A 22,807-nucleotide genomic window follows, 5' to 3' on the forward strand; every position below is an offset into this window, starting at 1 on the left:
AAGTAAAAAGGCTCCGGTGTTGACACCGGAGCCTTTTTGCCTGAAGCGGTCTGGAGCTTACCTGACCTGCTGTTTCACCATCTCAATATAGATTTCTCTTAGCCGACGAGCGACCGGGCCGGGTTTACCGTCTCCAATGGTTTTGCCGTCAAGCGTAACCACCGGTAAAACGAAGGTGGTTGCTGAACTGATGAAAATTTCACTGGCGTGGTAGGCTTCTTCCGGAGTGAAGAGCCGTTCTTCCAGTTTGATCTGATCGCCGGAGGCCAGCTTCAGCAATGACTGACGGGTAATGCCGTGCAGGATGTCGTTGCTTAGCGGGCGTGTTACCACGGTTTTATCGTGCAGGACGATATAGCAGTTACAGGAGCTGCCTTCGGTAATAAATCCGTTTTCTACCATAAAGGCATCATCGGCATGCTGAGCGTGGGCATACTCTTTCGCCAGACAAGCTGCAAGCAGGCCGACGGTTTTAATATCCCGGCGATGCCAGCGTATGTCGGGGCAGGTTACGACATGCAGGCCGCTGTCCGCTTTGGGGTTGTCCAGAACGGCGCGGGCCTGGGTAAACAGTACCAGCGTGGGTTTCACTTCGGCTGAAGGAAAATGGAAATCACGATCGCCAGCGTTACCGCGACTTAGTTGTAAATAGATCGCGCCTTCTTTCATGCCATTTTTTTCGATCAGGGCATGATGGATATCCTTCAGTTCGGTTGGGGTAACGGGCAGCGTGAGCGACAGTTCACGGCAGGAACGCTGTAGACGCGCCATATGACCGTCAAACTCGGCCAGTTTGCCATTCACAACCGCGGTCACTTCATATACGGCGTCGGCGAAGAGGAATCCACGGTCAAATACAGAAACTTTTGCCTCGCTCTCCAGCACATATTGCCCATCAACATAAACAAGACGTTGCATTACAACACTCCTTAATAGTCGTTCAATGCAGCTTAACGCGTTTTAGCCCCAAAGCGCCGCTGCTGACGTGTGTATTTTGCTGCCGTCATAATGCAGCCTGTTGGTTCGATCGCGCTGTAATAACAGTGGGCCGTCCAGATCGACAACCTGTGCACCCTGAGCCACGATAAAGGCTGGCGCCATCGACAGCGACGTGCCTACCATACAGCCAACCATGATCTGCAAACCCTGATCCAGTGCGCGGGCGCGCAGGCGAAGAGCCTCGGTCAAACCGCCGGTTTTGTCCAGCTTGATATTGATCATGTCATAGCACCCGGCGATGGCCTCAAGTGAATGGCTGTCATGGCAGGACTCATCGGCGCATATCGGGATCGGGTGTGGCAATTCAGCCAATACGCCGTCTTTCCCGGCGGGAAGCGGCTGTTCGATCATCGCAACGCCGAGCGCGGCGAGTTCCGGCACCAGCTTGAGATAGAGATCGGCATCCCATCCTTCGTTGGCATCCACAATCAAGCGTGCGGAAGGGGCCCCTTTGCGTACCGCCGTTACTCTGGCCAGATCGTCTTTGTCCGCCAGTTTCAGCTTGAGCAACGGACGGTTGGCGTTTTGCTGCGCCGCCTGCTGCATCCGTGCCGGGGTGTCCAGCGACAAGGTATAGGCTGTTTCCAATACGTCCGGCGCCGGCAGATTCAGACGCTGCCAGATTCGCTGGTTATGCTGCTTGCATTCCAGATCCCAAAAGGCACAGTCGAGCGCATTACGCGCCGCGCCCGCCGGTAGCCGGGTTTGCAGAGATTCGCGATCCAGCCCGTGACGGATATCGCTGTTTAACGCGGTGATTTGTTCCATCACGCTGGCGATGGATTCTCCGTAACGGGCATAGGGCACGCATTCACCATAGCCCGTGGCTTCCCCGGATCGCAGCGTAACCACGACCACATCAGCCTGAGTTTTGCTGCCGCGCGAGATGGTAAATGTACCCTGTAACGGCCAGCTTTCATGGGATAACTGAATGTCGATCATAGGTCAGCCAATTGGTCAACAATACGTCCTACTCCCTGCCGGAACGGATCCACAACAGGCAGGCCAAATTTCTTCTCAAGATCGACCATTAATTGTAATGCTTCTTCTTCATTGAGTGCGGCACTGTTTATTGAAATTCCGACAAAGCGCGCATTAGGGTTGGTCAACTTCGCCATTGATAGATTCAGGGCCATGCAGGCGGCTAAATCAGGGATAGGGTAATCGACACCGCGCATGGTTTTGCGCGTCGGTTCATGACATAGCACCAGCGCATCCGGTTGAGCGCCATGGATAATGCCGGTTGTGACGCCGGCAAAGGAAGGGTGGAACAGTGAACCCTGGCCTTCGATGACATCCCAATGGTTTTCGTCATTGGCTGGAGCGAGGGTTTCAACCGCACCCGCGATGAAGTCGGATACCACGGCATCGATACTGACGCCGGAGCCGCTAATCAGGATCCCGGTTTGGCCGGTTGCCCGGAATGTTGCCTTGCCGCCACGTGATAAAATTTCTTTTTCGATTGCCAGCGCGGTATACATCTTGCCACAGGAGCAGTCGGTTCCGACGGGTAACAAGCGTTTACCTGAACGTTTACGTCCGTTAGCGACCGGGTAGATTTGTGAAGGGTGGCGCACGTCGAACAGCGACCGGCCAAGTTTGGCGGCCAATTCTTTGAGCTCCGGGACATCAGACAAACGATTGTGCAGACCCGCAGCGAGATCCATGCCGCTTTCCAGTGCCTCACTCAGCACCGTAATCCATTGTTCAGAAATGATACCGCCGCGGTTGGCAACGCCAATCACCAACGTTTGTGCGCCTGCTGCGCGAGCGGCGCTGATGTCGAGATCGGGTAAGTCACAGTCGGCATGGCAACCATCCATACGATATTGCCCAACGCAATACTCCGGGTGCCATTGCTTAATCCCGATCGCCACCTTGGCTGCCAGCTGATCGTGTGCATCCCCCAGAAATAACAAATAAGGTTTTTTGATATCCATTATTTATCCTCATAAATATAGGAAAATGTTGATTGAAAGATCGCTTTTTTGAAAAGTTAAATTTGATAAATGATATGAAGTTAAAACTGATAATAATGATGAATATATTATTGTCAATATCAATGCTTATTAAGTTATAGGAACTGCAATTTAATCATTTTATTGAAATAAAAAACTGGTATTTATGACTTGTTACAAATTAAATTTTGCAATTGATGTTTATTTTTAAATATGACGGATTTTTATAAAAAAGAATGGGGCGCTATGTTTTTGTTTTTATTAATTAATTGATTTTATTTGTCTATTTTATTTTTCCTGACTGGCTTAAATGCGCCAATTTGGTGAGTTGACTTATTATGGGGCCCCATAATAAAGCAATGACATTTTTTGTTTTTAATTTGTTAATGAAAATTCGATTTCCCTATTATCAGTATCAATGATTCTGATGTTTTGCAGGTTGTAAAAAGAATAATTAATATCTCTGATAAAGGCAGGTATAAATAAAAACGATGGAAATACATTATTTTCTACTGGATAGCCCGGACGTACGTTTGGGTAGTCAAGCGATTCGGATGAATGACCAACCTGCCTGCCCGCTTTTCGCGGCATAAAAATTTATGAAATGTCATATCGACAGATTCCATAATCTGGGATAGCTTTAATAACTGATCCGCGAAACGGATCCAGGCGTCGCTCGGACGGTCCGGGCGCTCACGTTACTTTGAGGATGCTATGGCTGATTCTAATTCTCCGCGCCGTTTTACGCGCATCGATCGTCTCCCCCCTTACGTATTCAATATTACTGCTGAATTAAAAATGGCGGCTCGTCGTCGTGGCGAGGACATTATTGATTTCAGCATGGGTAACCCGGACGGTCCGACACCCCCTCATATCGTGGAAAAGCTATGTACTGTTGCTCAGCGCGAGGATACCCACGGTTATTCGACCTCCAGGGGCATTCCTCGTTTACGTCGTGCCATTTCGCGCTGGTATGCCGACCGTTATCAGGTGGAAATCGATCCGGAAAGTGAAGCGATCGTCACTATCGGTTCTAAAGAGGGATTGGCGCACCTGATGCTGGCAACGTTGGATCATGGTGATACTGTGCTGGTGCCAAACCCAAGCTACCCGATTCACATCTATGGGGCGGTGATCGCCGGGGCTCAGGTGCGTTCTGTTCCACTTGTTGACGGTGTGGATTTCTTTAATGAACTGGAACGGGCGATCCGCGAAAGCATACCGAAACCCAAAATGATGATTCTTGGGTTCCCTTCCAATCCGACTGCGCAGTGTGTCGAGCTGGATTTCTTTGAGCGGGTGGTGGCGCTGGCAAAACAGTATGGCGTGTTGGTGATTCACGATCTGGCTTATGCCGACATCGTTTATGACGGTTGGAAGGCGCCATCAATTATGGAGGTGCCCGGCGCAAAGGATATTGCTGTCGAGTTTTTCACGTTGTCGAAAAGCTACAACATGGCCGGCTGGCGTATTGGTTTTATGGTGGGTAACCAGGAGTTGGTCAACGCGCTGTCTCGCATCAAGAGTTATCACGACTACGGCACATTCACCCCCTTGCAGGTGGCGGCGATTGCGGCGCTGGAAGGCGATCAGCAATGTGTTCGGGATATTGCCGAGCAGTATCGCCAGCGACGCAATGTTTTGGTGCGCGGTCTGCATGAAGCGGGCTGGATGGTGGATGAACCGAAGGCTTCCATGTATGTCTGGGCTAAAATTCCGGACGCGTATGCGCATATGGGATCGCTGGAGTTCGCCAAGCGTCTGTTGGCTGAAGCAAAGGTGTGCGTGTCCCCGGGGATTGGATTCGGTGACTATGGTGATACGCATGTCCGATTCGCGTTGATAGAGAATCAGGATCGTATCCGACAGGCGGTTCGCGGCATCAAGGCCATGTTCCGTGCCGATGGCATTTTACCGCCGCCGAAAACGGCGTCAGGCAAGGTTTCCGCTGCCTGAATGATACCGATGTTCCCGGTCTGTCGGCCGGGAATGTTTTTCGGTCATCGTCGGCTTCTTTTTTTGCGTTTTATCGATGATATGGGATATCGATAAAGTGCCAGCTGGCGAACATTTGTTAGAATACCCGCCGTTAATCTCAATCAGGATGAGTTGTGTCATGCCGTTATCTCTGTTCAAATTTTCTGTTTTTACTCTATTTTGTGTCAGTCTGGCCGGCTGCCAGCAGGCGGGTTCGTCTGCCAATCAAGAAAATGCGGCGAACAACGCTGTTGCCGTACCGGTTAATGATCAACTGAATCAACTGTCGTCGCTGGTGGCGGCGACCCGGTATCTGAAATCGCAATGCAACCGCAGCGATCTTCCCGATGAAGCAACGATTAATAATGTCGCGCTGGCAGTGGCGAAGCAGCGGGGATGGGATGTTTCAAATTATCAGGGGTTGCCGCAGCGCAGTGAAAGTCTGTATCAGGGATTGCTGAAAGACAGCACGCCGAAGGAAGCACAGTGTTCCGAGTTTAACCGCACGCTAACGCCTTTTATTGATGCATTACGCAGCTACCGTTAAGCGTCAGAGATCATCCGGCGAAATAATTCCATCGTGTATCACAGCGGGAGGAATGGTTTTCTGATGCGGCGTCCGGTCTGAGTTTGCCGCGGCATGGGCGGCCGCGATTGGCGGGGCGGAGGCGTCCGGTGCTTTATCCACGCGCTGAGTCCTTAGGTAAACCATTATCGCGATGTTAATATCAGAATTGCTTTTCCTTTCCAACTTTTTTAAGCATCAACGTTACGGGATTCACGTTTCCGTGTTGATGGTTGATGCGCGGTGGCGGTGGATCATTTTCATGGGAATAATGGCCTTGCTTGTACCGGATTCTCCTTGCAAAGCATGCCGCATGGCGGAAAACGCCTGTTCGACCCAGGCATCCTCATTTTGGCGCATTGACCAGATATTGTTTGATAGAAATCCCAGCATGGCGTGTTCATCAAAGGTGCCGATATTCATTTCCGCCGGGATATGCCCATAGCGTTCGCGTAATACGCTCAATACCCCTTCGAGCACCGGCAGGGATGAGGCGATAAATGCGTGCGGAGCATCGGTATGGCGGGTGAAAAACTCACGCATCATCTGTTCACCATCTTCACGGCGGTTGTGGCTGGCTTCCAGGATCCAGTCCTGACTTTCCCTGAACAGCCCTTGCTGTTCCATGACCTGCTGATAACCGCGCAAACGCTCTTTAATGGCCGGCTGCTGGATATCCCCGGCCATGAAAAATAGCGAAGTGGAATAATGGTTCGCCAGCATCGCTTCGGTTAATTGAACGGCGCCTTGAAAGTTATCACTCATGACCAGCGGCGCGTCACAGGCGCCGAAGTCACGATCGAGAAACACCAGCGGCCGATTTATCAGCTTCAGATGGTGGTTTTGCGTTTGCTGAGTTGAAGGGACAACAAATAAACCGTCGATATTACGCTGTAGTAAGGATTCGACCAGTTTGTTCTCGTAGCGTTCATCACTATACGTACAGCTGATCATTAATTGATAACCTGCCTCACGACAGCGCATTTCCAGCTTTTCCGCCAGCGTGGAAAAAAACAGGTTGGAAAGGCGGGGCACAATCAGCCCCAGCGTATCGGTTTTATTGAGCTTGAGACTACGGGCGGTATGGTTAACGACGTAACCATGTTCCGCTACGTAATGGTTAATCCGCGTCTGTGTTTTTTCACTAATACGGTACTGTTCCGCTTTGTCGTTCAGCACTAAACGCACTGTTGTAATGGAGAGATTCAGTGCATTGGCAATTTGTTCTACCGTCTTTGCCATAAATGTACGCCAGATTAATTCCGTTAACGATTTTACCCTGCTTCTTTCAGGTTACAGGCGGTTGGTTTCCTGCAACTTGCAAAAAACGTCGCATCAGCGACAGCCCGCAGGGGGGCGGGTATGGATGCCCGCCATCAATCTATTGAGGTTGGCGGCAAAGTATATCATTTGAGCATTTCACCACCAGTTCAGAACCTGACTTACAGGCTTATTAATTCGGTTTCTCACACACGTTGCGCCTTTTCTGACGCCATTTTTTTATTGCCGGAGAAAAAATCGGCAGCAACAGCGTCAATAACGCGATGATAATGAAAACGGCACAGACCGGTCGCGTGAAGAATATGGATGGATCCCCCTGCGACATCATCAGCGAACGTCGTAAATTCGTCTCGGCCAATGGACCGAGAATGATGCCAATGACAATCGGAGACATGGAAAAATCCAGTTTAATCAGGATATAAGCCACAATGCCGGCGCCCATCATGACAAACACATCGACCATGCTGTGGTTGACCGTGTAAGCCCCAACGGTGCACAACAACAGAATGGTGGGGACCAGAATCGTGCGGGGAATGTCCATTACCTTGACGAATAGCTTCATGCCCATAAAGCCCAGCAGCCCCATGAACAGGTTAGCCAGCATCAGGCCGATAAAAATCGTATTCACTTCGACAGGGTGTTCCGTAAACAGCTGGGGTCCCAGCGCCAGCCCCTGAACCAGAAAGGCCCCCATGATGATCGCCGTAGCGCCATCACCGGGAATACCCAGCGTCATCAGCGGCACCATACACCCGCCGGATACGGCATTGGCGCCGGCTTCTGGCGCGGACACGCCTTCAGGCGAACCGTGACCGAACTCTTCGGGTTTCTTTGACCAGCGCTTGGCTTCGTTGTAGGCAATCCACGATGAAATATCTCCCCCGACGCCCGGTATCGTACCGATGGCAGTACCAATGACCGATGAGCGTAACCAGGTTGGCAGACAGCGCCGGAAATCTTCCCAACTGGGCAGGATGCGAGAGATTCTGGCAACGTTTCGCTGAACGCTGTTGGAAAACCGCTCACGATAATCTTCTTCAAAGCTGAGCAATCCCTGAGAAAAAGCAAACAGGCCAACCAGAATGGGAATAAATGAAATACCGCCCATCAGATACACCGAGTCAAAGGTAAAGCGCATGCCGCTGGTCATGGGGTCAAGCCCGATGGTGGCGATGGCCAGTCCGATACCGCCGCCGATCAACCCTTTTATCATCGATTGCGACGACACGCTGGTGATGATGCTGATACCGAAAATCGCCAGCGCAAAATATTCCGGCGCCGAAAACCCGGTGGCGACGGTGGCCAGCATTGGCGCGACCAGGATAAGCGCGATGGTGCTGAAGACGCCGCCAAAGAGAGAACCCATGGTTGATAACCCTAGCGCTCTGCCGGCTTCGCCGCGTTTTGCCATCGGGTAACCATCCAGCACGGTGGCCGCAGAGGCCGGCGTGCCCGGGGTGCTGATCAGTATCGCGGTAATTGAACCGCCATATATCGCGCCACAATAAACGCCCAGCAATAATAAAATACCGCTGACGCCCTGGAAGGAGTAGGTGAGGGGGAGCAACAGCGCGATCCCCATATTAACCGTCAGGCCGGGAATAATACCGATGAGAATACCGGCCAGCGCGCCTAAGAAAACCACAATTATTGTGTCAAAACTGAACACAATAGAGAATGCCATAAGGACGTCGTTCATAATTATTCCCTTTTCAGGATTCGCTGAAAACTGATGTTGGTAAAGGCGAATTGAACAAATAAGTGAAAGAGAGGTAAACCGCCGTCACAATTAACAGGGTTGATAGCGCGATATACCATGTCCGACGTTCATTCATAAATAGCATGGTGACCGGAATAAAGATCATTGCGGACAGAATAAAACCGGCCCAGGAAAGCACAATGCCGTATACGACGGCGATTATGCTCAGAACATAGGTTAACCGGACAAATTTGGAAGACAAATCCACGGGTTTATCGGTTGCTAGACGATCTTTGACGACCACAACCCACTGTAGAATGCCCAATCCGATAAATAGCCATGCCAGACCGTAAGGCCAAAATCTTTCCCCTGGTACACCATATTCATCAAACATCGACATATCTTTCGACAGGAACAAAATTAATCCGCCCATGCCTACGGACATTAAACCGATGAGGATATTAAACTTGCGCATAGATATTCTCCCTCCTGCTGACAAGCGTCAGCAGGAGCGTTTGCCCTATTATTTTTTCAATGTGTCGGCAATGAGTTGTTTATACATCTCATCATCTTCCTGCATCATCTTATAAGCATCCTGACCGACGATGCTGACAGGCATAATCCCTTGTTTTTTGACCGCATCCTGATAGCTCGGATCGTTGATGACATCCGTAAATGCCTGGACTAACTGGTCGGTGATGTCAGATGGTACTTTGGCGGTTGTCGCCAACACGGCCCAGGCCCGCATCTTCACGTTGAAATCCAGATTGAGCGCTTCCTTGACGGTGGGAACATCCGGGAATAATTCAAAGCGTTTTTCATCCATGACCGCCAGTACGCGAAGAATACCGGCATCAACCTGAGATTTTACCGCGCCGGGCGTGGTGAGAACGGCATCAATATGCCCGCCGACCAGCGCCGCAATAGAAGGCCCGGTGCCTTCGTTGTAAGGAATGTGGTTAAATTTGGTGCCCGTATTTTTCTCAATATTCACCGCGGCCAGATGGTAAATGGCGCCCATGCCGGAATTACCGATCTTGAGTTGGCCGGGTTGTTGTTTTGCGGCATTAATAAATTCTTCCAGCGTGTTGAGGCCTGAATCGGCCTTGACCACGATAGCAACCGGATCGGCAATGGTCGTGACCAGCGGCGTGAAGTCTTTATAAGTGACCGGTGATTTATTTTGATAAGGGAACATGGCTAATTCCACCGTCGTCATGACCAGTTTATAACCATCAGGTCTGGCTTTGGCGACCTCAATTAATCCGGTGATGCCATTGCCAGCCGGTTTATTGACCGGAACAAAGATAATCCCTTTCGGTAACCGATCTTTGGCATATTCAATTAAGGTACGAGCCGAGGTATCCGTACCGCCACCGGGGTTCTTGGGTATGACGACTTCAATATTCTTTTTGGCATAGGTAATGGTTTGCTCTGCCAGCGCCTGGCTGCCGCAGAGTGGTAATGCTGAAGCTAATAATAAAAGTAAATACTTTTTCATCGTCTTATCCTTTATGTGTAGGGTTGGATCAAGTACGTCATTACGCTAAAAAAGACATTCTCTGATAAATAATGTTTTTACGGTTCCAGGTATAGGTAATATGAATGTTTTCCCGCTCAGCAATAATGGCAGGGTAGGAAAACTCGCCGTTTTCACTTTCTAAATCACTGTGTTTTTCCCAGGTGAGGCCGTTATCTGTCGAATAAGCCACCGATAAGGGGTAGCGCCGGTTCCAGTTACCCGGTATCGGATTATAGACCAGCACCAGCTTTCCTTCGCCTAAATGCACAACATCAATGCCGCTGTTATTATTCGGTAATTCAGTAGGATAAGCGTCCGTCCAACTTTGACCGAAATCCATTGAGTCACTACGGTAGATGCGACCACGCGTACTGCGCATCAGAAGATGAATCCGTCCGGGGGACGATTCCCACGCGGTTGGCTGAATCACTCCATCCCACTGGAACACGCGGGATAAATCATTTTCCCATAGCGCGTCCTGTTGTAAACCTTGCCACAGTTGGTCTTGAGTACCGTCTGTTGGCGACTGGTGCACCAGAGGTATGGCGACGGATTTCCAATGCTTCCCATCGTCCGTGATATCAACGAAAGCGTCCCAGTAACGATCGTCTTCGACAGAGGACGGCGCCAGCCATTGACCATTGGACATCACCAGCAATTTGTTTTTCACCGGGCCGCGAGGCCGGGGATCGCCCTCAACCAGCGGTTGCGGAGATGACCAGCTTGCGCCGTCGTCGTCAGAGGTCACAACCCGGGTCGTCCAGTGGTGTACATCAGGGCCGACCTTATAGAATAACCAGATGCGGCCATCCTGCCGGTGTAGTACCGGGTTCCAGTGCGCCAGATTGTCCTGTGCGACGACACGCTGGGGAGCGGACCACCCCTCCCGTTGACGTCGCGACATCCAGATGGCCGTATCACCGCTTCCCTCTTTGTGCCCGGCAAACCAGGCGGCCAGTAGTTGGCTATCCGGTAACGCAATCAGCGTGGATGCATGGCAGTTACCGAAATAGCGATGATCGACCGGCATCAGATTTTCTCGTCGTTCACTTGTTAATCTCATGCGTTTAACCCGTTATGACAACGTTAGATTCTGCTGGAGCGATTCCCCAAGGCGCATCATGCTGTTTATGGCCTCAGGGAAAAAACCAGCGCTGTAGGTGGCGCTATTGCGCACCCGGCAAACATGGGTCGTGAAATTTCCGTGCTGTTGCTGAAAGAATTTAGCGCAGGCCGGATAATCCAAATGTTCGACTAATGCTGCGGTCGACAGATAATCGGATAACGACTGTGCTTTTTGTGGCTGACTGCGCCAGTTTTCGTATAGCCACACGTACAACTGCGGATGGAAGTTTGCCATAACGCCGCTGTAAGCCTGGCATCCGGCCTGGAACGATGCCAGCAGCGTCTGGCTGTTGGCGTTGGCCAAATGCAAGCGGCTGCCTTGTGCGAGTTGCAACCGGCGTTGAATGGTCGGCAAGTCGCAGCAGGTATCTTTGATAAAGGTGTAGCGTTGGCTTGCGGCACACCAGGCGACGATTTCATCAGACAGCAGGCGCTTATACGGATAAGGGCATTCATAGATGCCTAAATCAACCTGTGTCGGCAACTGCGCGGTAAGCTGCTGTAGCGATAGCAGAGCCTGTTGATCCGACTCGCCGGCCAGAGCAAGACGGTTGCTGATCAGAATCAATCCATCAACCCCGGTTTCAGCCATGGCGTTGAGCTGTTCGACCTGTTGGCTCACGCCACACGCGGTATGCCCTGACGCGACCACCGGCACTCTGCCGTCCACCTGCCGGACGATAAAGCTAACCAGTTCCTGTGTTTCCTTATCGCTGAGGAAAAACATTTCACTGGACTGACATGCGGCGAATAGCCCATGCACGCCAGATGCCAGATACCATTCCACCAGACGTTCGAGCGAGTCGTAATCGATTTCGCGTTGCGCATTAAAAGGGGTCAGCATCACCGGCCAGACGCCCACGTACTTTTGCTGTTCATTTAGCGAGTGTTCATGTGGACTGGACATTATTCTGCCTCGATGAGTGTAGTGTAAGCATCACCGGCAAGACGAACCCGGATGTTCTGTGTCAGTGCCTGTGCGACAAAAGCCTTGAGTACTTCGGGCAACGCGGCTTCTGCGACGTAGGCGATGGTCAGGTGATTACTCTGATGCCCCGCCATCAAATCGTCACGGGTGACGCCATCCAGCACGGCGTTCAGCAGCGGCCATTCATAATTTGTTGCGCGGCGACGACGTTCAAATTCCGCTTCCGGCAGTTCGACGCCGGTTCCCGTACCGATATGCATAATGACTTGCGTACCTTCGTAATGCGCCCGCGCCCAGATAAAGCGTCCCGCTTTCCCTTGACCGGCAATGGTTGAGCCGCCATAAGGGAAAAACATCGCAGGTTGACGATATCCGGTTGCGCCGGCAATGCCGTTTTTCAGATGGGCAAATGGCACCGCGCCGGAAATTTCCAAATCCCAATAGAAGGTTCCCTGATATTCACTACCCCAGCGAATATCATGCAACGTGGTTTCGGCCGGCAGTCCCAGCGCCTGTAATAACTGGCATAGCATAACCTGCGGGATGGCGCTGCCCATATCGACTTCGTTAATACAAGGAATTGCGCGATCAGGCCAGATAATCTCGCCATTTTCATCGGGAATGGGGAAACGCTCCGCATTCCCGATCGCGCCTTCGGCAAAATCAGAGGCGGCACAGCAATCTTTTAATCCCTGCTGGTATTGAACGCCGACGGCGCTTAAGCCAAAACGTTTCACAAAACGCGCCATCGCGATCATCATGGCGCATTGTTCCAGCACCTGTTCCCGGGTTAAATGCTGACGACCGTCATCACCAAACTGGAATTGCATGCCTCGTTGTTCGTACCATTGCAGGCACGCTTCTCGTAACGAAAGGGGGACTTTTGCCATCTCAACCAGCAGAGCCGATTGCGACAGCGACTCAATCGGGATACCCGTATTGATCATGGCCTGTTGCGGGAAGACACCATTAATCATCCCCATACAAAACGTATCAAACAGTCCGACAATGGCTTTGTGTTGCAAAATATACTGACCGACCTGTCTGCCGATTTTCCCGGCATCGCTGGACATCACTTCATGCGTTGGCGGGATATCGCGCAGATAGTGGGTTTTATGATTTAAGGCGCCATCGCGCAGCCACGTATTCAAACCCTGTAAAAAAGGCTCATCTTCAAAGCTCTCGGACCACAAACGGGAAAACGGACGCCCCAGGCTGGTCAGACAGCCTGCCATGCACAGCATGCCGACCAAACCCGGCCAGGTGCCATCGAAATTGGCCAGTAACAGGATGGGGCCGCGATGGTACACCAGTGATGGCGCAATATGGTGGGAATACTGCCAGGCGGTTAGCAGAACAATAACCGGCGCATCGGGATGAATAACCGCAAATAAATCACTGCCTTCTTTCTGGCTGCTGATAAAGCCATGTCCGCGTTGCTTATCAATGGCATGGGCCCGTTTCATCTGGTACCCGAGTTTTTCCAGCGCGGTCTGTAAGCGGGTTTCGAATTGCTGTTGCGTGGGCCAACAGGTGACATTTGCCGGTTCGCGTAAATCCGCGTTAGTGACCAGCAGAACTTCGTTCTGAGCGGTCGTAATCGTTGCCGGAGACGGCGGAAGCGTAAGTTTCAGCATGTTTTTCTCCTGGTTTGAAATGAATGTTCATATCCTGTTTGAGTGCAATCGCCGGTGTAATGGCGACGCATTCGGAAACACTGACCTTGTCGTTTTTCTGGTGTCGGTTCGTTTTCCTGCTATCTGATTTGCTTTATTTATCTGGCGGGTTGGTTGCGGTTATCCCGCACGCCGAACCCCGCCAGAGATATCAAAATGGCGTTCGCATCTGTTGTTGCGCAAACAGAACGTCCTGATACATCTGAAGATAGACGCGGTATTTTGCGTCGTGGAAATTTCGTTGTGCCTTATCTGCTTTTATGATTTTCCCCTGGTGTACCAATGCGGCGGCGGCCTCAGGCAACGACTCATATTTGCCGCAGGCGACGGCCCCGAGTAACGCGGCGCCTAAGGTTACGGCGTCGTCCTCGCTGACCTGATGAATGTCACAGCCGGTAATGTCGGCGTACTCGCGCAGCCATAAAGGATTTTTGGTGGCGCCGCCGCATAGCACCAGTCGGTGAATGCGATGGCCTGCTTCACTGAGGCTATCAATAATGTGACGGGTGCCATAGGCGATTGCCTGAAGCGTGGCGAGATAAAGCCGGGCGAGCGAGTCGGGGCCTTGTTCCAATGTCAGGCCGAAAACCGCGCCGCGTGCGTGAGGGTTGGCCCGCGGTGAGCGATTGCCATGATGATCGGCCAGTACATGTAAATGCTGTGTGGGATAGGGCTCGCGCTGTTCAAGCGAATCAACCCATTGATTCAGCAGCGCATAAGGGCTGCACTGTTGTTTCTCGGATTCCTGCTGCAAGCGCAGCCAGCAGCTATGCTGACGCAATGTCCAGTCAACCAGCGCGCCCGCCGCACTCTGCCCGCCTTCGTTCAGCCACCATTGCGGCAACATGGCGCTCCAGTAGGGGCCCCATACTCCCGGCACCATGACGGGATCGCGGCTCACCAGCATATGGCAGTTGGACGTTCCGCTAATCAGCGCCAGACTACCCTGGGGCTGCTGGCCGATCAGCGCTAATCCGCCCGCGTGGGCGTCGATGATGCCGCTGGCGACCACGACCTGTGATGTCAGCCCGCACTGGCGGGCAACCTGCGCCTGAAGGTGGCCGGCTTTTTCACCAAGATTGAGAATGCGGGTAGGAATTTTAGCGGGTAGATCGGCCAGATCAATCGCGTTGAGCAGAGGGGCACTGAAGCGGTTCTCGTGTGCCAGATAGTTCCATTTGCATGTCAGCGTACACACGCTGGCCACATCGGCCCCCGTCGCTTTCCACACCAGATAATCTGCCAGATCGAATAAACGCCATGCCTGTTGATAACGTTCCGGAAAGTGCCGCTTAAGCCACATGATTTTTGGCAGTTCCATCTCGATGCTGACCTCGCCGCCGACATAGCGCAGCGCGTCATCGCCGGTCGCATTGATCGCGGCGGTTTCGGCATCTGCCCGATGATCCATCCACATGATGATGTCGTGTTCAGCTTCACCTTGTTCTGAAACCGAGATGGCGTCGCCGTTCTGGCCGACGACCACCAGTGAACAGGTCGCGTCAAACCCGATTGACCGAATTTGCTCCGGCGCGACGCCGGATAACGTAACGGCTTCTTTAATCGTGTCACAGACGGCCTGCCAGATTTCGACGGACGATTGTTCCACCACATTGACTCGCGGATGGAACTGGTTTATCGGGCGTACCGCAAAGGCAAGACGCTGGCCGTCGTGGTCAAAAACACCGGATCTGACACTGGCCGAACCAACATCTACGCCAATAAAACAATCATCTCTCATCGCTTTATCTCTTTTGCTAACTCGAGTTAGCAATCTATTTTAAGCAAGGGAAAGAGACAACGGGTTTAGGTTGGATTTGTGAACTGGATCGATGTTCAAAAAGCAATCAATTGAAATAACAAAGATTTAACATTGTCTGTTCTGAGTGCAGAGAAAGGGTGTCAGGGAGGAGTGGGGTCGTCAGCGCATTTTACGCAGTAGCCTGTCCGTAACTTAACGTCAATCGGATACCTGTCGTTTATGTGACAGAAACTTCATTTTGGTAAAAATCCAATATTTTCATCATAGTCACAAATGAAATCTTGACGGCTGTCGCAAAAAAAAAGTGGAAATGTGGTTTAATGAAACTATGTTTTATTATTAAAGATATAACGTTTCTTTTTGTTGTATTCTGCAATTAAAAAAGCGAGGTTGGATGAAGGGAATTTATTAATCATCAGTCTGAAAAATAAAAACAGCATTGCTGACTTTGTGGTTTTTTTACCACGGGTATGTTAATGCCTCTTTAAATTAGGCTATTGGATTGATTTTTTCCATCAGGAAGTCGTTGGGATATTTATGTAAAAATATGCGGTTAGAGATCGCAGGGCTTTTGTTGGGCTTTTTTTGATTTACATATTAATAATGAAGCCTCTGGGGAATGTTTACAACATTAATGGGCGCGGCCGGATTGCGCACCCGTGCGGTAGCTTTTGCCTTTTCAGGGCGATTATTGGCTGAATAAAACAGTAACGCGAATATAAAAGATATGAGTCCCTTTTATTGACAGGCAAAAAGCGTGCTTTGGCTCTATATGAATAAGTAATGTTTATAAATATATGGCGCTAATTAAAATGCTATCGGCGGTCAAAACCGATGACAGGATAAATCATTTTTTTGGAAGTTACGTGTAATATTAAAAAATAAAGGAAATGATTATATGACTTATTTTTTACCTCGCTCCAGAATGACGCTTGGTGCTGCACTGGTATTAAGTGGTTTATTGGCAGGATGCACGGATAGCGATTCTACTCAGGATACTACGGTAGATCGTTCGGCCGCGCCGCAAAATGTGAAGATTCCCACTCTGGCATATGATGATACCAGCGTGGTGCTGGCCTGGGAAAAACCGGCGCAGGCGCCATCCAATATCAAGGATTACCATGTCTACATGAACGGGCAACTGCTGGGTGGAACGATCGATAACCAGGATATCCATTCACCGGCAAAGCCTTATATCGATAATTTTTATAGTGCCATCGACACGGCGGGGTGGCATACCCGCGTCAGTTTCCATAACTTTAAGGTAACGGGGCTATCGCCGGACACTGAATACCGGTTTACCGTGCGTACGGTTTATGACGATGGTAAAGAATCGGTCGATAGCGAAACCATCGTGCAGAAAACCACCGCCGTGCCTCAGACGCTGAATGTGACCAATTACGGAGCCAAAGGCGACGGCGTCACTAACGATACGCTGGCGATTCAGAAAGCGATTGATGACTGTACGATAGCGACTTATCCGCAGGGATGTAAGGTGGTGGTTGAAGGCGGCGAGTTTAAGACTGGCGCGTTGTTTCTGCACAGCAATATGACTTTTGAAGTGGCTGAAGGCGCGACGCTGCGCGGTTCGGAAACCGGCGATGATTATCCGCTGGCGCGCGGTTATTACCTCTATCCCTACACCAATCCACCGTTGCCAAAACGTCCGCCTTCACTGATTAACGTTTTAGAAGTTAATGATCAAGGCAGTACGCACGCGGGTACATTTGAAAATATCCGTATCGTCGGCAAAGGCTTCATTGATGGTAATGGCTGGACGAGCGGAGTCAAGGCCGGTGGCGCGGCAACCATTACGGATGAACTGGGTAAAACGTTGCCGCAGTACCGGGCGAGCAAAGCGGCCAACGTATCCAGCGATGGGATTCTGGCCAAGGATCAAGCCGAAAAAGCAGTAGCGGAAGGGATGTCGCTTGATGAAGCCTACAAGAATCGCCGCTCCAGCCTGATGACGCTGCGCGGTGTCAGCAACCTGTATCTGGAAGGGCTGACAATCCTGAATCCGGCCTACCATGGTGTGATGGTGCTGGAATCTGAAAATGTGGCCATCAATGCATTGGTGCATACCACATATGATGCGAATAATGGGGATGGCATTGAGTTTGGTAACAGCCAAAACGTGATGGTATTCAATAACTTTTTTGATACCGGGGATGACTGCGTTAACTTCGCGGCAGGCTATGGCGCGGAAGTGGCGACACTGCAACAGAAAACGCAAAGCGGTGCGTGGATCTTCAATAACTACTTCCGTAAAGGCCACGGCGCGGTGGTGACCGGTAGCCACACCGGCGCCTGGATTGAAAAGATCGTTGCTGAAAATAATGTCATGAATCTGACCGATATCGGGTTGCGCATGAAAAGTCGTCCATACTATGGCGGAGGCGCGCGTGACGTGGTATTCCGCAATAATGCAATGCGTGATATGGTCAACGAGCCGTTTGTGTTTACCATCAAATATCAAGCCGATGTGAACGATACCCAGCCTGCGGCTGAACCGGCTCAGTTCCGTGATGTGAAAGTGTCTGACGTCACCATTGATGGTACCGCGAGTAAAAACAGCATTCTGGTCGATGGGATGACCATGGCTGAAATGGAGGATTCATACGGGTTTGCTTTTGATCGTGATGCTTATCACCAGGGCTTTCATTTTGAAAATGTAAAATTCAAAAACACCAAAGCCACGGATATCACCTTCCTGAAAGACAGCGAGTTCAATCATGTGATTTTTGAAAATGTCGCTGCGGCCTGGAAGTTTGGTCATATCGAAAATATCAAACTGGAAGATCGGGTTAATAGCGATGCTTCCCTGACGACGACGGGGGATGATACCATCACCCGCGAGGCAGCAACGGAATAAGGATGCCCCCCCACGGCGCAAGGCGTGGGGGATATTATGGATAATAAATGATGCCGCAATTGCAATCATGGTCGCGTAAAGCACTCTCATTAAACACACTGGCATTAAACTCACTGGTTGTAAAATGCCAGTCTTTACCTTTACCCCTTATCCGGCGTGTGCTTCTGGGTTGTATCCTGCTGCTGATTTGTCAGCAATTGGCGGTACTCACCTGGCGTGTGCTGCTGCCTGAAAATCCTCGAACGGTCAGCATGTCCTTCAAGCCGGCTCAGGCCAAAGAAAACCCTGCCGCGCCGGGTGATTTTACGTTGTTTGGCCGCTCACCTGAAGTCAATAACCCCGCCGTGCCGGAAAGCGCGTTGAACGGGGATATTCCGCGTTCTGCATTGAATATCAGTCTTACCGGTATTTTAGCGAGTGAAGATGCCAGCCGATCCATCGCCATTATCGCCAAAGATAGTCAGCAATACAGCCGTAGCGTGGGTGATGCGGTGCCGGGCTACGAAGCCAGGATTGTGACTATTTTTGCCGATCGTGTCGTATTGCAATATCAGGGACGCTATGAGGCCCTGCATTTATATCAGGATGATGCCGAAAAGGCGGCCCCTGAGCGGACCGGCGCGTTCAGTCAGCTGAAGGAAAAAATACAGAAGCAGCCCATGAGCGCCATGGACTACCTCACGGTTTCCCCCGTGATGGAGGAGGGAGTTTTAAAAGGCTATCAGCTTAATCCCGGTAAAAAAACGGATCTGTTTTATCGCGCAGGTCTACAGGATAACGACCTCGCGGTGGCTTTAAACGGTATTGATTTACGTGACGCCGGGCAGGCGCAACAGGCGGTCGCCCAATTGTCTGGAATGAACAAAATTAATTTGACCGTGGAACGTGACGGTCAACGACAGGATATTTATCTGGCACTGGATGGAGATAACTAATTTGTTTAGCAAAGGACAACTGTTTCCTAAAAGAAAATGGTTTGGCAACGCGCGGCGTAAAGGATTACGCCTGCTGGGGGGCGGTCTGCTTCTGATGGCCAGCTCACTGGCATGGAGCGCTGAGTTCTCCGCCAGTTTCAAAGGTACGGATATTCAGGAGTTCATCAATACCGTCAGTAAAAACCTGAATAAAACGGTGATCATCGATCCTTCCGTCAGCGGCAATATTACCGTGCGCAGCTACGACATGATGAATGAAGAACAGTATTACCAGTTCTTTATCAGCGTGCTGGATGTGTATGGCTTTACCGTTGTGCCGATGGACAACAATGTATTGAAAATCATCCGTTCGAAAGATGCGAAATCCACCTCGATGCCGCTGGCCAGCGAAACCGAACCGGGCGTTGGGGATGAAGTGGTGACGCGCGTCGTACCGGTTAATAACGTTGCGGCTCGTGATTTGGCCCCGCTGCTGCGTCAGTTGAATGACAATGCCGGTGCCGGGAGCGTGGTGCATTACGAGCCTTCCAACGTGCTGCTGATGACCGGCCGCGCCACCGTGATTAAACGACTGATGGCGATAGTTGAACGTGTGGATAAAACCGGCGATCGCAATGTGGCAACGGTGCCGCTTTCTTACGCTTCCTCGCTGGAAGTGGTGAAAATGGTGAATGAGCTGAATAAAACCGACGAGAAAACGGCGTTGCCGGGCATGATGACCGCCAATGTCGTCGCTGATGAGCGGACCAACTCCGTGCTGGTTCGCGGCGAGCCAAACTCCCGTCAGCGGGTAATCGATATGATCAAACAGCTCGATCGTCAGCAGGCCGTTCAGGGCAACACGAAAGTTATCTATCTCAAATATGCGAAAGCCGCTGATTTGGTCGAAGTGCTGACGGGCGTGGGCGACAGCATCAAGACAGAACAGCAGAATGCGTTGCCGGCGCTGCGCAAAGAAATATCCATTAAGGCGCATGAACAGACGAACTCACTGATTGTCAATGCGGCGCCGGACGTGATGCGCGATCTGGAGCAGGTGATCGCTCAACTGGATATCCGTCGCCCTCAGGTGCTGGTGGAGGCGATCATCGCGGAAGTTCAGGATGCGGACGGGATGAATCTGGGTATTCAATGGTCGAATAAAAATGCCGGAATGACTCAATTCACCAGTACCGGCTTGCCGATTTCCACGATGGTGATGGGGGCGGAACAGTACCAAAGAGACGGCACGATCAACACGTCGGCAGCGAGTGCGCTCAACAGCTTTAACGGTATTGCCGCCGGATTCTATCAGGGTAACTGGTCGATGCTGCTGACTGCGCTGTCCAGCAACAGCAAGAACGACATTCTGGCGACGCCGAGCATCGTGACGCTGGACAACATGGAGGCCACGTTTAATGTCGGTCAGGAAGTACCGGTCCTGTCAGGATCACAGACTACCTCTGGCGACAATATTTTCAATACGGTGGAACGTAAGACCGTCGGTATTAAGCTGAAAGTGAAGCCACAGATTAATGAAGGCGACTCCGTCTTGCTGGAGATTGAACAGGAAGTTTCCAGCGTGGCCGACGCGACTTCCAGCAGCAGTTCGGAACTGGGGGCCACGTTTAACACGCGTACCGTGAATAATGCCGTATTGGTTAGCAGCGGTGAAACCGTCGTTGTGGGCGGTTTGTTGGATAAAAGTTCGCGGGAAACCGCGGATAAAGTGCCCTTGCTGGGCGATATTCCGATATTGGGCTACCTGTTCCGCTCCAACAGCCGTCAGGTGTCGAAACGTAATCTGATGTTGTTCATCCGTCCCTCCATCATTCGCGATCGCAATCAGTATCAGAATGCTTCTGCGGAAAAATACCATGCATTTAGCGAGGAGCAGGAACAACAGCGCGATGTCAGACGCGGCGAAGGCATGTTGAGCAACGATCTCCTGCGCTTGCCGACGGGCAATGCCTACACCTTCCGTCAGGTGCAATCCTCTATTGCCGCGTTTTATCCTGCGGGGGGGCGATGAGCGACGTTTCACCGCGCATGATTGAATTACGTCCGGTGTTGCCTTTCGCCTATGCGAAAGGGCGGCAGATTCTGTTGTTGCAAGGCGATGCAGACGACAATCCGCTGGCGATCTGTGTTGCACAGACGCCGGCCTCCGCGTTGCTGGAAGCGCGTCGCGTGGCTGGTTATCCGTTAACGATCCAACGTGTGACGGAAGCGGAATTCGAGCGGCATCTGGTCGTCAGCTATCAGCGTGATTCCGAAGAGGCGCGGCGGCTGATGGAGGATATCGGCAATGAAATGGATTTCTATACGCTGGTCGAAGAGCTGCCGGACAGTGACGATCTTCTGGATACCGATGATGACGCGCCCATCATTCGCTTGATCAATGCCATGCTGACCGAAGCAATCAAAAACAAGGCATCGGATATCCATATCGAAACCTATGAACGCTATCTGCAAATTCGCTTTCGGGTGGACGGCGTGCTGCGCGAAATTCTGCGGCCGCAGCGTAAGCTGGCGTCTCTTCTGGTGTCGCGTATCAAGGTGATGGCGAAGCTGGATATTGCCGAAAAGCGGATACCACAGGATGGCCGCATGGCATTGCGTATCGGCGGCCGGGCCATTGACGTGCGGGTGTCCACGCTGCCTTCCAGTCATGGCGAGCGTGTGGTTTTGCGGTTGCTGGATAAAAACAGCGTTCGCCTGGATCTGGAAGCGCTGGGGATGTCGTCCAACCATCGGCAGCAGTTGGATACGCTGATCCACCGGGCGCACGGCATTATTCTGGTTACCGGTCCCACCGGATCGGGGAAAAGCACCACCCTCTATGCGGCGCTCAGCCGCCTTAATGCTTCGGAACGCAATATCATGACGGTGGAAGATCCCATCGAATATGAGCTGGAGGGGATTGGGCAAACGCAGGTTAACGCCAAAGTAGACATGACCTTTGCCCGGGGATTGCGGGCGATTTTGCGTCAGGACCCGGATGTCGTTCTGGTAGGGGAAATCCGTGATGGCGAAACCGCGCAGATTGCGGTGCAGGCTTCGTTGACCGGTCACCTGGTGCTCTCCACGCTGCATACCAACAGCGCGTTGGGCGCGCTGTCGCGCTTGCAGGATATGGGGGTGGAGCCGTTTCTGCTGTCGACATCGTTGCTGGGGGTGCTGGCGCAACGTCTGGTGCGCACGCTGTGCCCCGAGTGCCGTCAGCCGCAGCGGGTTGATGCCGTTCAGGCAGAGCAAATGGGCGTATCGCCCGACACGCAGCTGATGCATCCCGCCGGATGTCCGCAGTGTAACTTCACCGGCTATCGTGGCCGCGTCGGGATTCATGAACTGGTATTGATCGATGATCGGGTACGGGCGGCCATTCACCGCAGTGAGGGGGAAATGGCGATTGCGCAAATCCTGGGCGCGGGCAGGACGACGATCCGGCACGACGGGCTGGAGAAAGTGCTGGCGGGGGTCACCACCTGGGAAGAAGTGATCCGCGTAACCAAAGAGGAATGAT

Annotated in this window: 17 protein-coding genes; 6 read left to right on the forward strand and 11 right to left on the reverse strand. The window is 51.7% G+C overall.

The features are described 5' to 3' along the window. Positions 1–57: 57 nt before the first annotated feature. The 3 genes from DDT52_RS01160 to dgcN are packed head-to-tail and all read right to left on the reverse strand — an operon-like array spanning position 58 to position 2,939. On the reverse strand, positions 58–918 hold the full coding sequence (locus tag DDT52_RS01160) for a D-amino-acid transaminase (RefSeq protein WP_136154735.1): 861 nt from the start codon (positions 916–918) through the stop codon (positions 58–60). 42 nt (positions 919–960) lie between these two features. Further along, positions 961–1,941 carry an N-acetyl-D-Glu racemase DgcA gene (gene dgcA, locus DDT52_RS01165; RefSeq protein ID WP_136154736.1) on the reverse strand — a complete coding sequence of 327 codons (981 nt, stop codon included), beginning with the start codon at positions 1,939–1,941 and terminating at the stop codon, positions 961–963. Continuing rightward, the gene (gene dgcN / locus DDT52_RS01170; protein ID WP_136154737.1) at positions 1,938–2,939 is read right to left on the reverse strand and encodes an N-acetyltransferase DgcN; all 1,002 of its coding nucleotides are present in this window, start codon (positions 2,937–2,939) and stop codon (positions 1,938–1,940) included. The genes dgcA and dgcN overlap by 4 nt, the downstream gene beginning before the upstream one ends. A 732-nt stretch (positions 2,940–3,671) precedes the next feature. On the opposite strand from dgcN, the gene alaC reads away from it, so the two are divergent. Next, positions 3,672–4,913, forward strand: a complete 1,242-nt coding sequence (gene alaC, locus DDT52_RS01175) for an alanine transaminase (RefSeq protein ID WP_136154738.1) — start codon at positions 3,672–3,674, stop codon at positions 4,911–4,913. Positions 4,914–5,073: 160 nt separating this feature from the next. Next, complete coding sequence (gene gspS, locus DDT52_RS01180; RefSeq protein ID WP_136154739.1) at positions 5,074–5,481, forward strand: type II secretion system pilot lipoprotein GspS; 408 nt, start codon at positions 5,074–5,076, stop codon at positions 5,479–5,481. A gap of 231 nt (positions 5,482–5,712) precedes the next feature. Here gspS and DDT52_RS01185 read toward each other — a convergent pair whose 3' ends face one another. From DDT52_RS01185 to DDT52_RS01220, 8 genes are all read right to left on the reverse strand, one after another. Continuing rightward, positions 5,713–6,741, reverse strand: a complete 1,029-nt coding sequence (locus DDT52_RS01185; RefSeq protein WP_136154740.1) for a LacI family DNA-binding transcriptional regulator — start codon at positions 6,739–6,741, stop codon at positions 5,713–5,715. A 211-nt stretch (positions 6,742–6,952) separates the two neighbouring features. Then, positions 6,953–8,479, reverse strand: coding sequence for a tripartite tricarboxylate transporter permease (locus tag DDT52_RS01190; protein WP_136154741.1), 1,527 nt, complete (start codon positions 8,477–8,479; stop codon positions 6,953–6,955). 13 nt (positions 8,480–8,492) lie between these two features. After that, on the reverse strand, positions 8,493–8,954 hold the full coding sequence (locus DDT52_RS01195; protein ID WP_136154742.1) for a tripartite tricarboxylate transporter TctB family protein: 462 nt from the start codon (positions 8,952–8,954) through the stop codon (positions 8,493–8,495). A 48-nt stretch (positions 8,955–9,002) separates the two neighbouring features. Next, on the reverse strand, positions 9,003–9,980 hold the full coding sequence (locus DDT52_RS01200; RefSeq protein ID WP_136154743.1) for a tripartite tricarboxylate transporter substrate binding protein: 978 nt from the start codon (positions 9,978–9,980) through the stop codon (positions 9,003–9,005). Between the two features lie 40 nt (positions 9,981–10,020). Then, on the reverse strand, positions 10,021–11,064 hold the full coding sequence (locus tag DDT52_RS01205; RefSeq protein ID WP_136154744.1) for a sialidase family protein: 1,044 nt from the start codon (positions 11,062–11,064) through the stop codon (positions 10,021–10,023). Between the two features lie 12 nt (positions 11,065–11,076). Next, positions 11,077–12,033: a dihydrodipicolinate synthase family protein gene (locus tag DDT52_RS01210; protein ID WP_136154745.1), complete on the reverse strand. Its 957-nt coding sequence runs from the start codon at positions 12,031–12,033 to the stop codon at positions 11,077–11,079. After that, positions 12,033–13,691 (reverse strand): signal transduction protein, encoded by a 1,659-nt coding sequence (locus DDT52_RS01215; RefSeq protein WP_136154746.1) that lies wholly within the window; start codon positions 13,689–13,691, stop codon positions 12,033–12,035. The genes DDT52_RS01210 and DDT52_RS01215 overlap by 1 nt, the downstream gene beginning before the upstream one ends. Positions 13,692–13,881: 190 nt before the next feature. Continuing rightward, positions 13,882–15,471, reverse strand: a complete 1,590-nt coding sequence (locus DDT52_RS01220) for an FGGY-family carbohydrate kinase (protein ID WP_136154747.1) — start codon at positions 15,469–15,471, stop codon at positions 13,882–13,884. 919 nt (positions 15,472–16,390) lie between these two features. Between DDT52_RS01220 and DDT52_RS01225 the strand changes: the two genes are divergently transcribed. The 4 genes from DDT52_RS01225 (at position 16,391) to gspE (ending at position 22,806) form a co-directional block, all read left to right on the forward strand. Continuing rightward, complete coding sequence (locus DDT52_RS01225; RefSeq protein ID WP_136154748.1) at positions 16,391–18,367, forward strand: glycosyl hydrolase family 28 protein; 1,977 nt, start codon at positions 16,391–16,393, stop codon at positions 18,365–18,367. A gap of 47 nt (positions 18,368–18,414) precedes the next feature. Beyond that, on the forward strand, positions 18,415–19,302 hold the full coding sequence (gspC, locus tag DDT52_RS01230; protein WP_247595452.1) for a type II secretion system protein GspC: 888 nt from the start codon (positions 18,415–18,417) through the stop codon (positions 19,300–19,302). A 94-nt stretch (positions 19,303–19,396) separates the two neighbouring features. Next, positions 19,397–21,313 carry a type II secretion system secretin GspD gene (gene gspD, locus DDT52_RS01235; RefSeq protein WP_210732657.1) on the forward strand — a complete coding sequence of 639 codons (1,917 nt, stop codon included), beginning with the start codon at positions 19,397–19,399 and terminating at the stop codon, positions 21,311–21,313. Further along, a complete protein-coding gene (gspE, locus tag DDT52_RS01240; protein WP_136154750.1) occupies positions 21,310–22,806 on the forward strand; it encodes a type II secretion system ATPase GspE in 1,497 nt (498 codons plus the stop codon). Before gspD ends, gspE begins: the two co-directional genes overlap by 4 nt. Position 22,807 lies beyond the last annotated feature (1 nt).

Origin of the sequence: Brenneria roseae subsp. roseae (assembly GCF_003115845.1) — a bacterium.
Classification (GTDB): domain Bacteria; phylum Pseudomonadota; class Gammaproteobacteria; order Enterobacterales; family Enterobacteriaceae; genus Brenneria; species Brenneria roseae.

Bases quoted from the DNA above. Each gene is read 5' to 3' on its own strand.
- DDT52_RS01160 (WP_136154735.1), bottom strand. From the start codon at position 918: ATGCAACGTCTTGTTTATGTTGATGGGCAATATGTGCTGGAGAGCGAG.
- DDT52_RS01185 (WP_136154740.1), bottom strand. From the start codon at position 6,741: ATGGCAAAGACGGTAGAACAAATTGCCAATGCACTGAATCTCTCCATT.
- gspS (WP_136154739.1), top strand. From the start codon at position 5,074: ATGCCGTTATCTCTGTTCAAATTTTCTGTTTTTACTCTATTTTGTGTC.
- DDT52_RS01225 (WP_136154748.1), top strand. From the start codon at position 16,391: ATGACTTATTTTTTACCTCGCTCCAGAATGACGCTTGGTGCTGCACTG.
- DDT52_RS01220 (WP_136154747.1), bottom strand. From the start codon at position 15,471: ATGAGAGATGATTGTTTTATTGGCGTAGATGTTGGTTCGGCCAGTGTC.
- dgcN (WP_136154737.1), bottom strand. From the start codon at position 2,939: ATGGATATCAAAAAACCTTATTTGTTATTTCTGGGGGATGCACACGAT.
- gspD (WP_210732657.1), top strand. From the start codon at position 19,397: ATGGCCAGCTCACTGGCATGGAGCGCTGAGTTCTCCGCCAGTTTCAAA.
- DDT52_RS01210 (WP_136154745.1), bottom strand. From the start codon at position 12,033: ATGTCCAGTCCACATGAACACTCGCTAAATGAACAGCAAAAGTACGTG.
- gspC (WP_247595452.1), top strand. From the start codon at position 18,415: ATGATGCCGCAATTGCAATCATGGTCGCGTAAAGCACTCTCATTAAAC.
- dgcA (WP_136154736.1), bottom strand. From the start codon at position 1,941: ATGATCGACATTCAGTTATCCCATGAAAGCTGGCCGTTACAGGGTACA.
- DDT52_RS01190 (WP_136154741.1), bottom strand. From the start codon at position 8,479: ATGAACGACGTCCTTATGGCATTCTCTATTGTGTTCAGTTTTGACACA.
- DDT52_RS01200 (WP_136154743.1), bottom strand. From the start codon at position 9,980: ATGAAAAAGTATTTACTTTTATTATTAGCTTCAGCATTACCACTCTGC.
- DDT52_RS01195 (WP_136154742.1), bottom strand. From the start codon at position 8,954: ATGCGCAAGTTTAATATCCTCATCGGTTTAATGTCCGTAGGCATGGGC.
- DDT52_RS01205 (WP_136154744.1), bottom strand. From the start codon at position 11,064: ATGAGATTAACAAGTGAACGACGAGAAAATCTGATGCCGGTCGATCAT.
- alaC (WP_136154738.1), top strand. From the start codon at position 3,672: ATGGCTGATTCTAATTCTCCGCGCCGTTTTACGCGCATCGATCGTCTC.
- gspE (WP_136154750.1), top strand. From the start codon at position 21,310: ATGAGCGACGTTTCACCGCGCATGATTGAATTACGTCCGGTGTTGCCT.
- DDT52_RS01215 (WP_136154746.1), bottom strand. From the start codon at position 13,691: ATGCTGAAACTTACGCTTCCGCCGTCTCCGGCAACGATTACGACCGCT.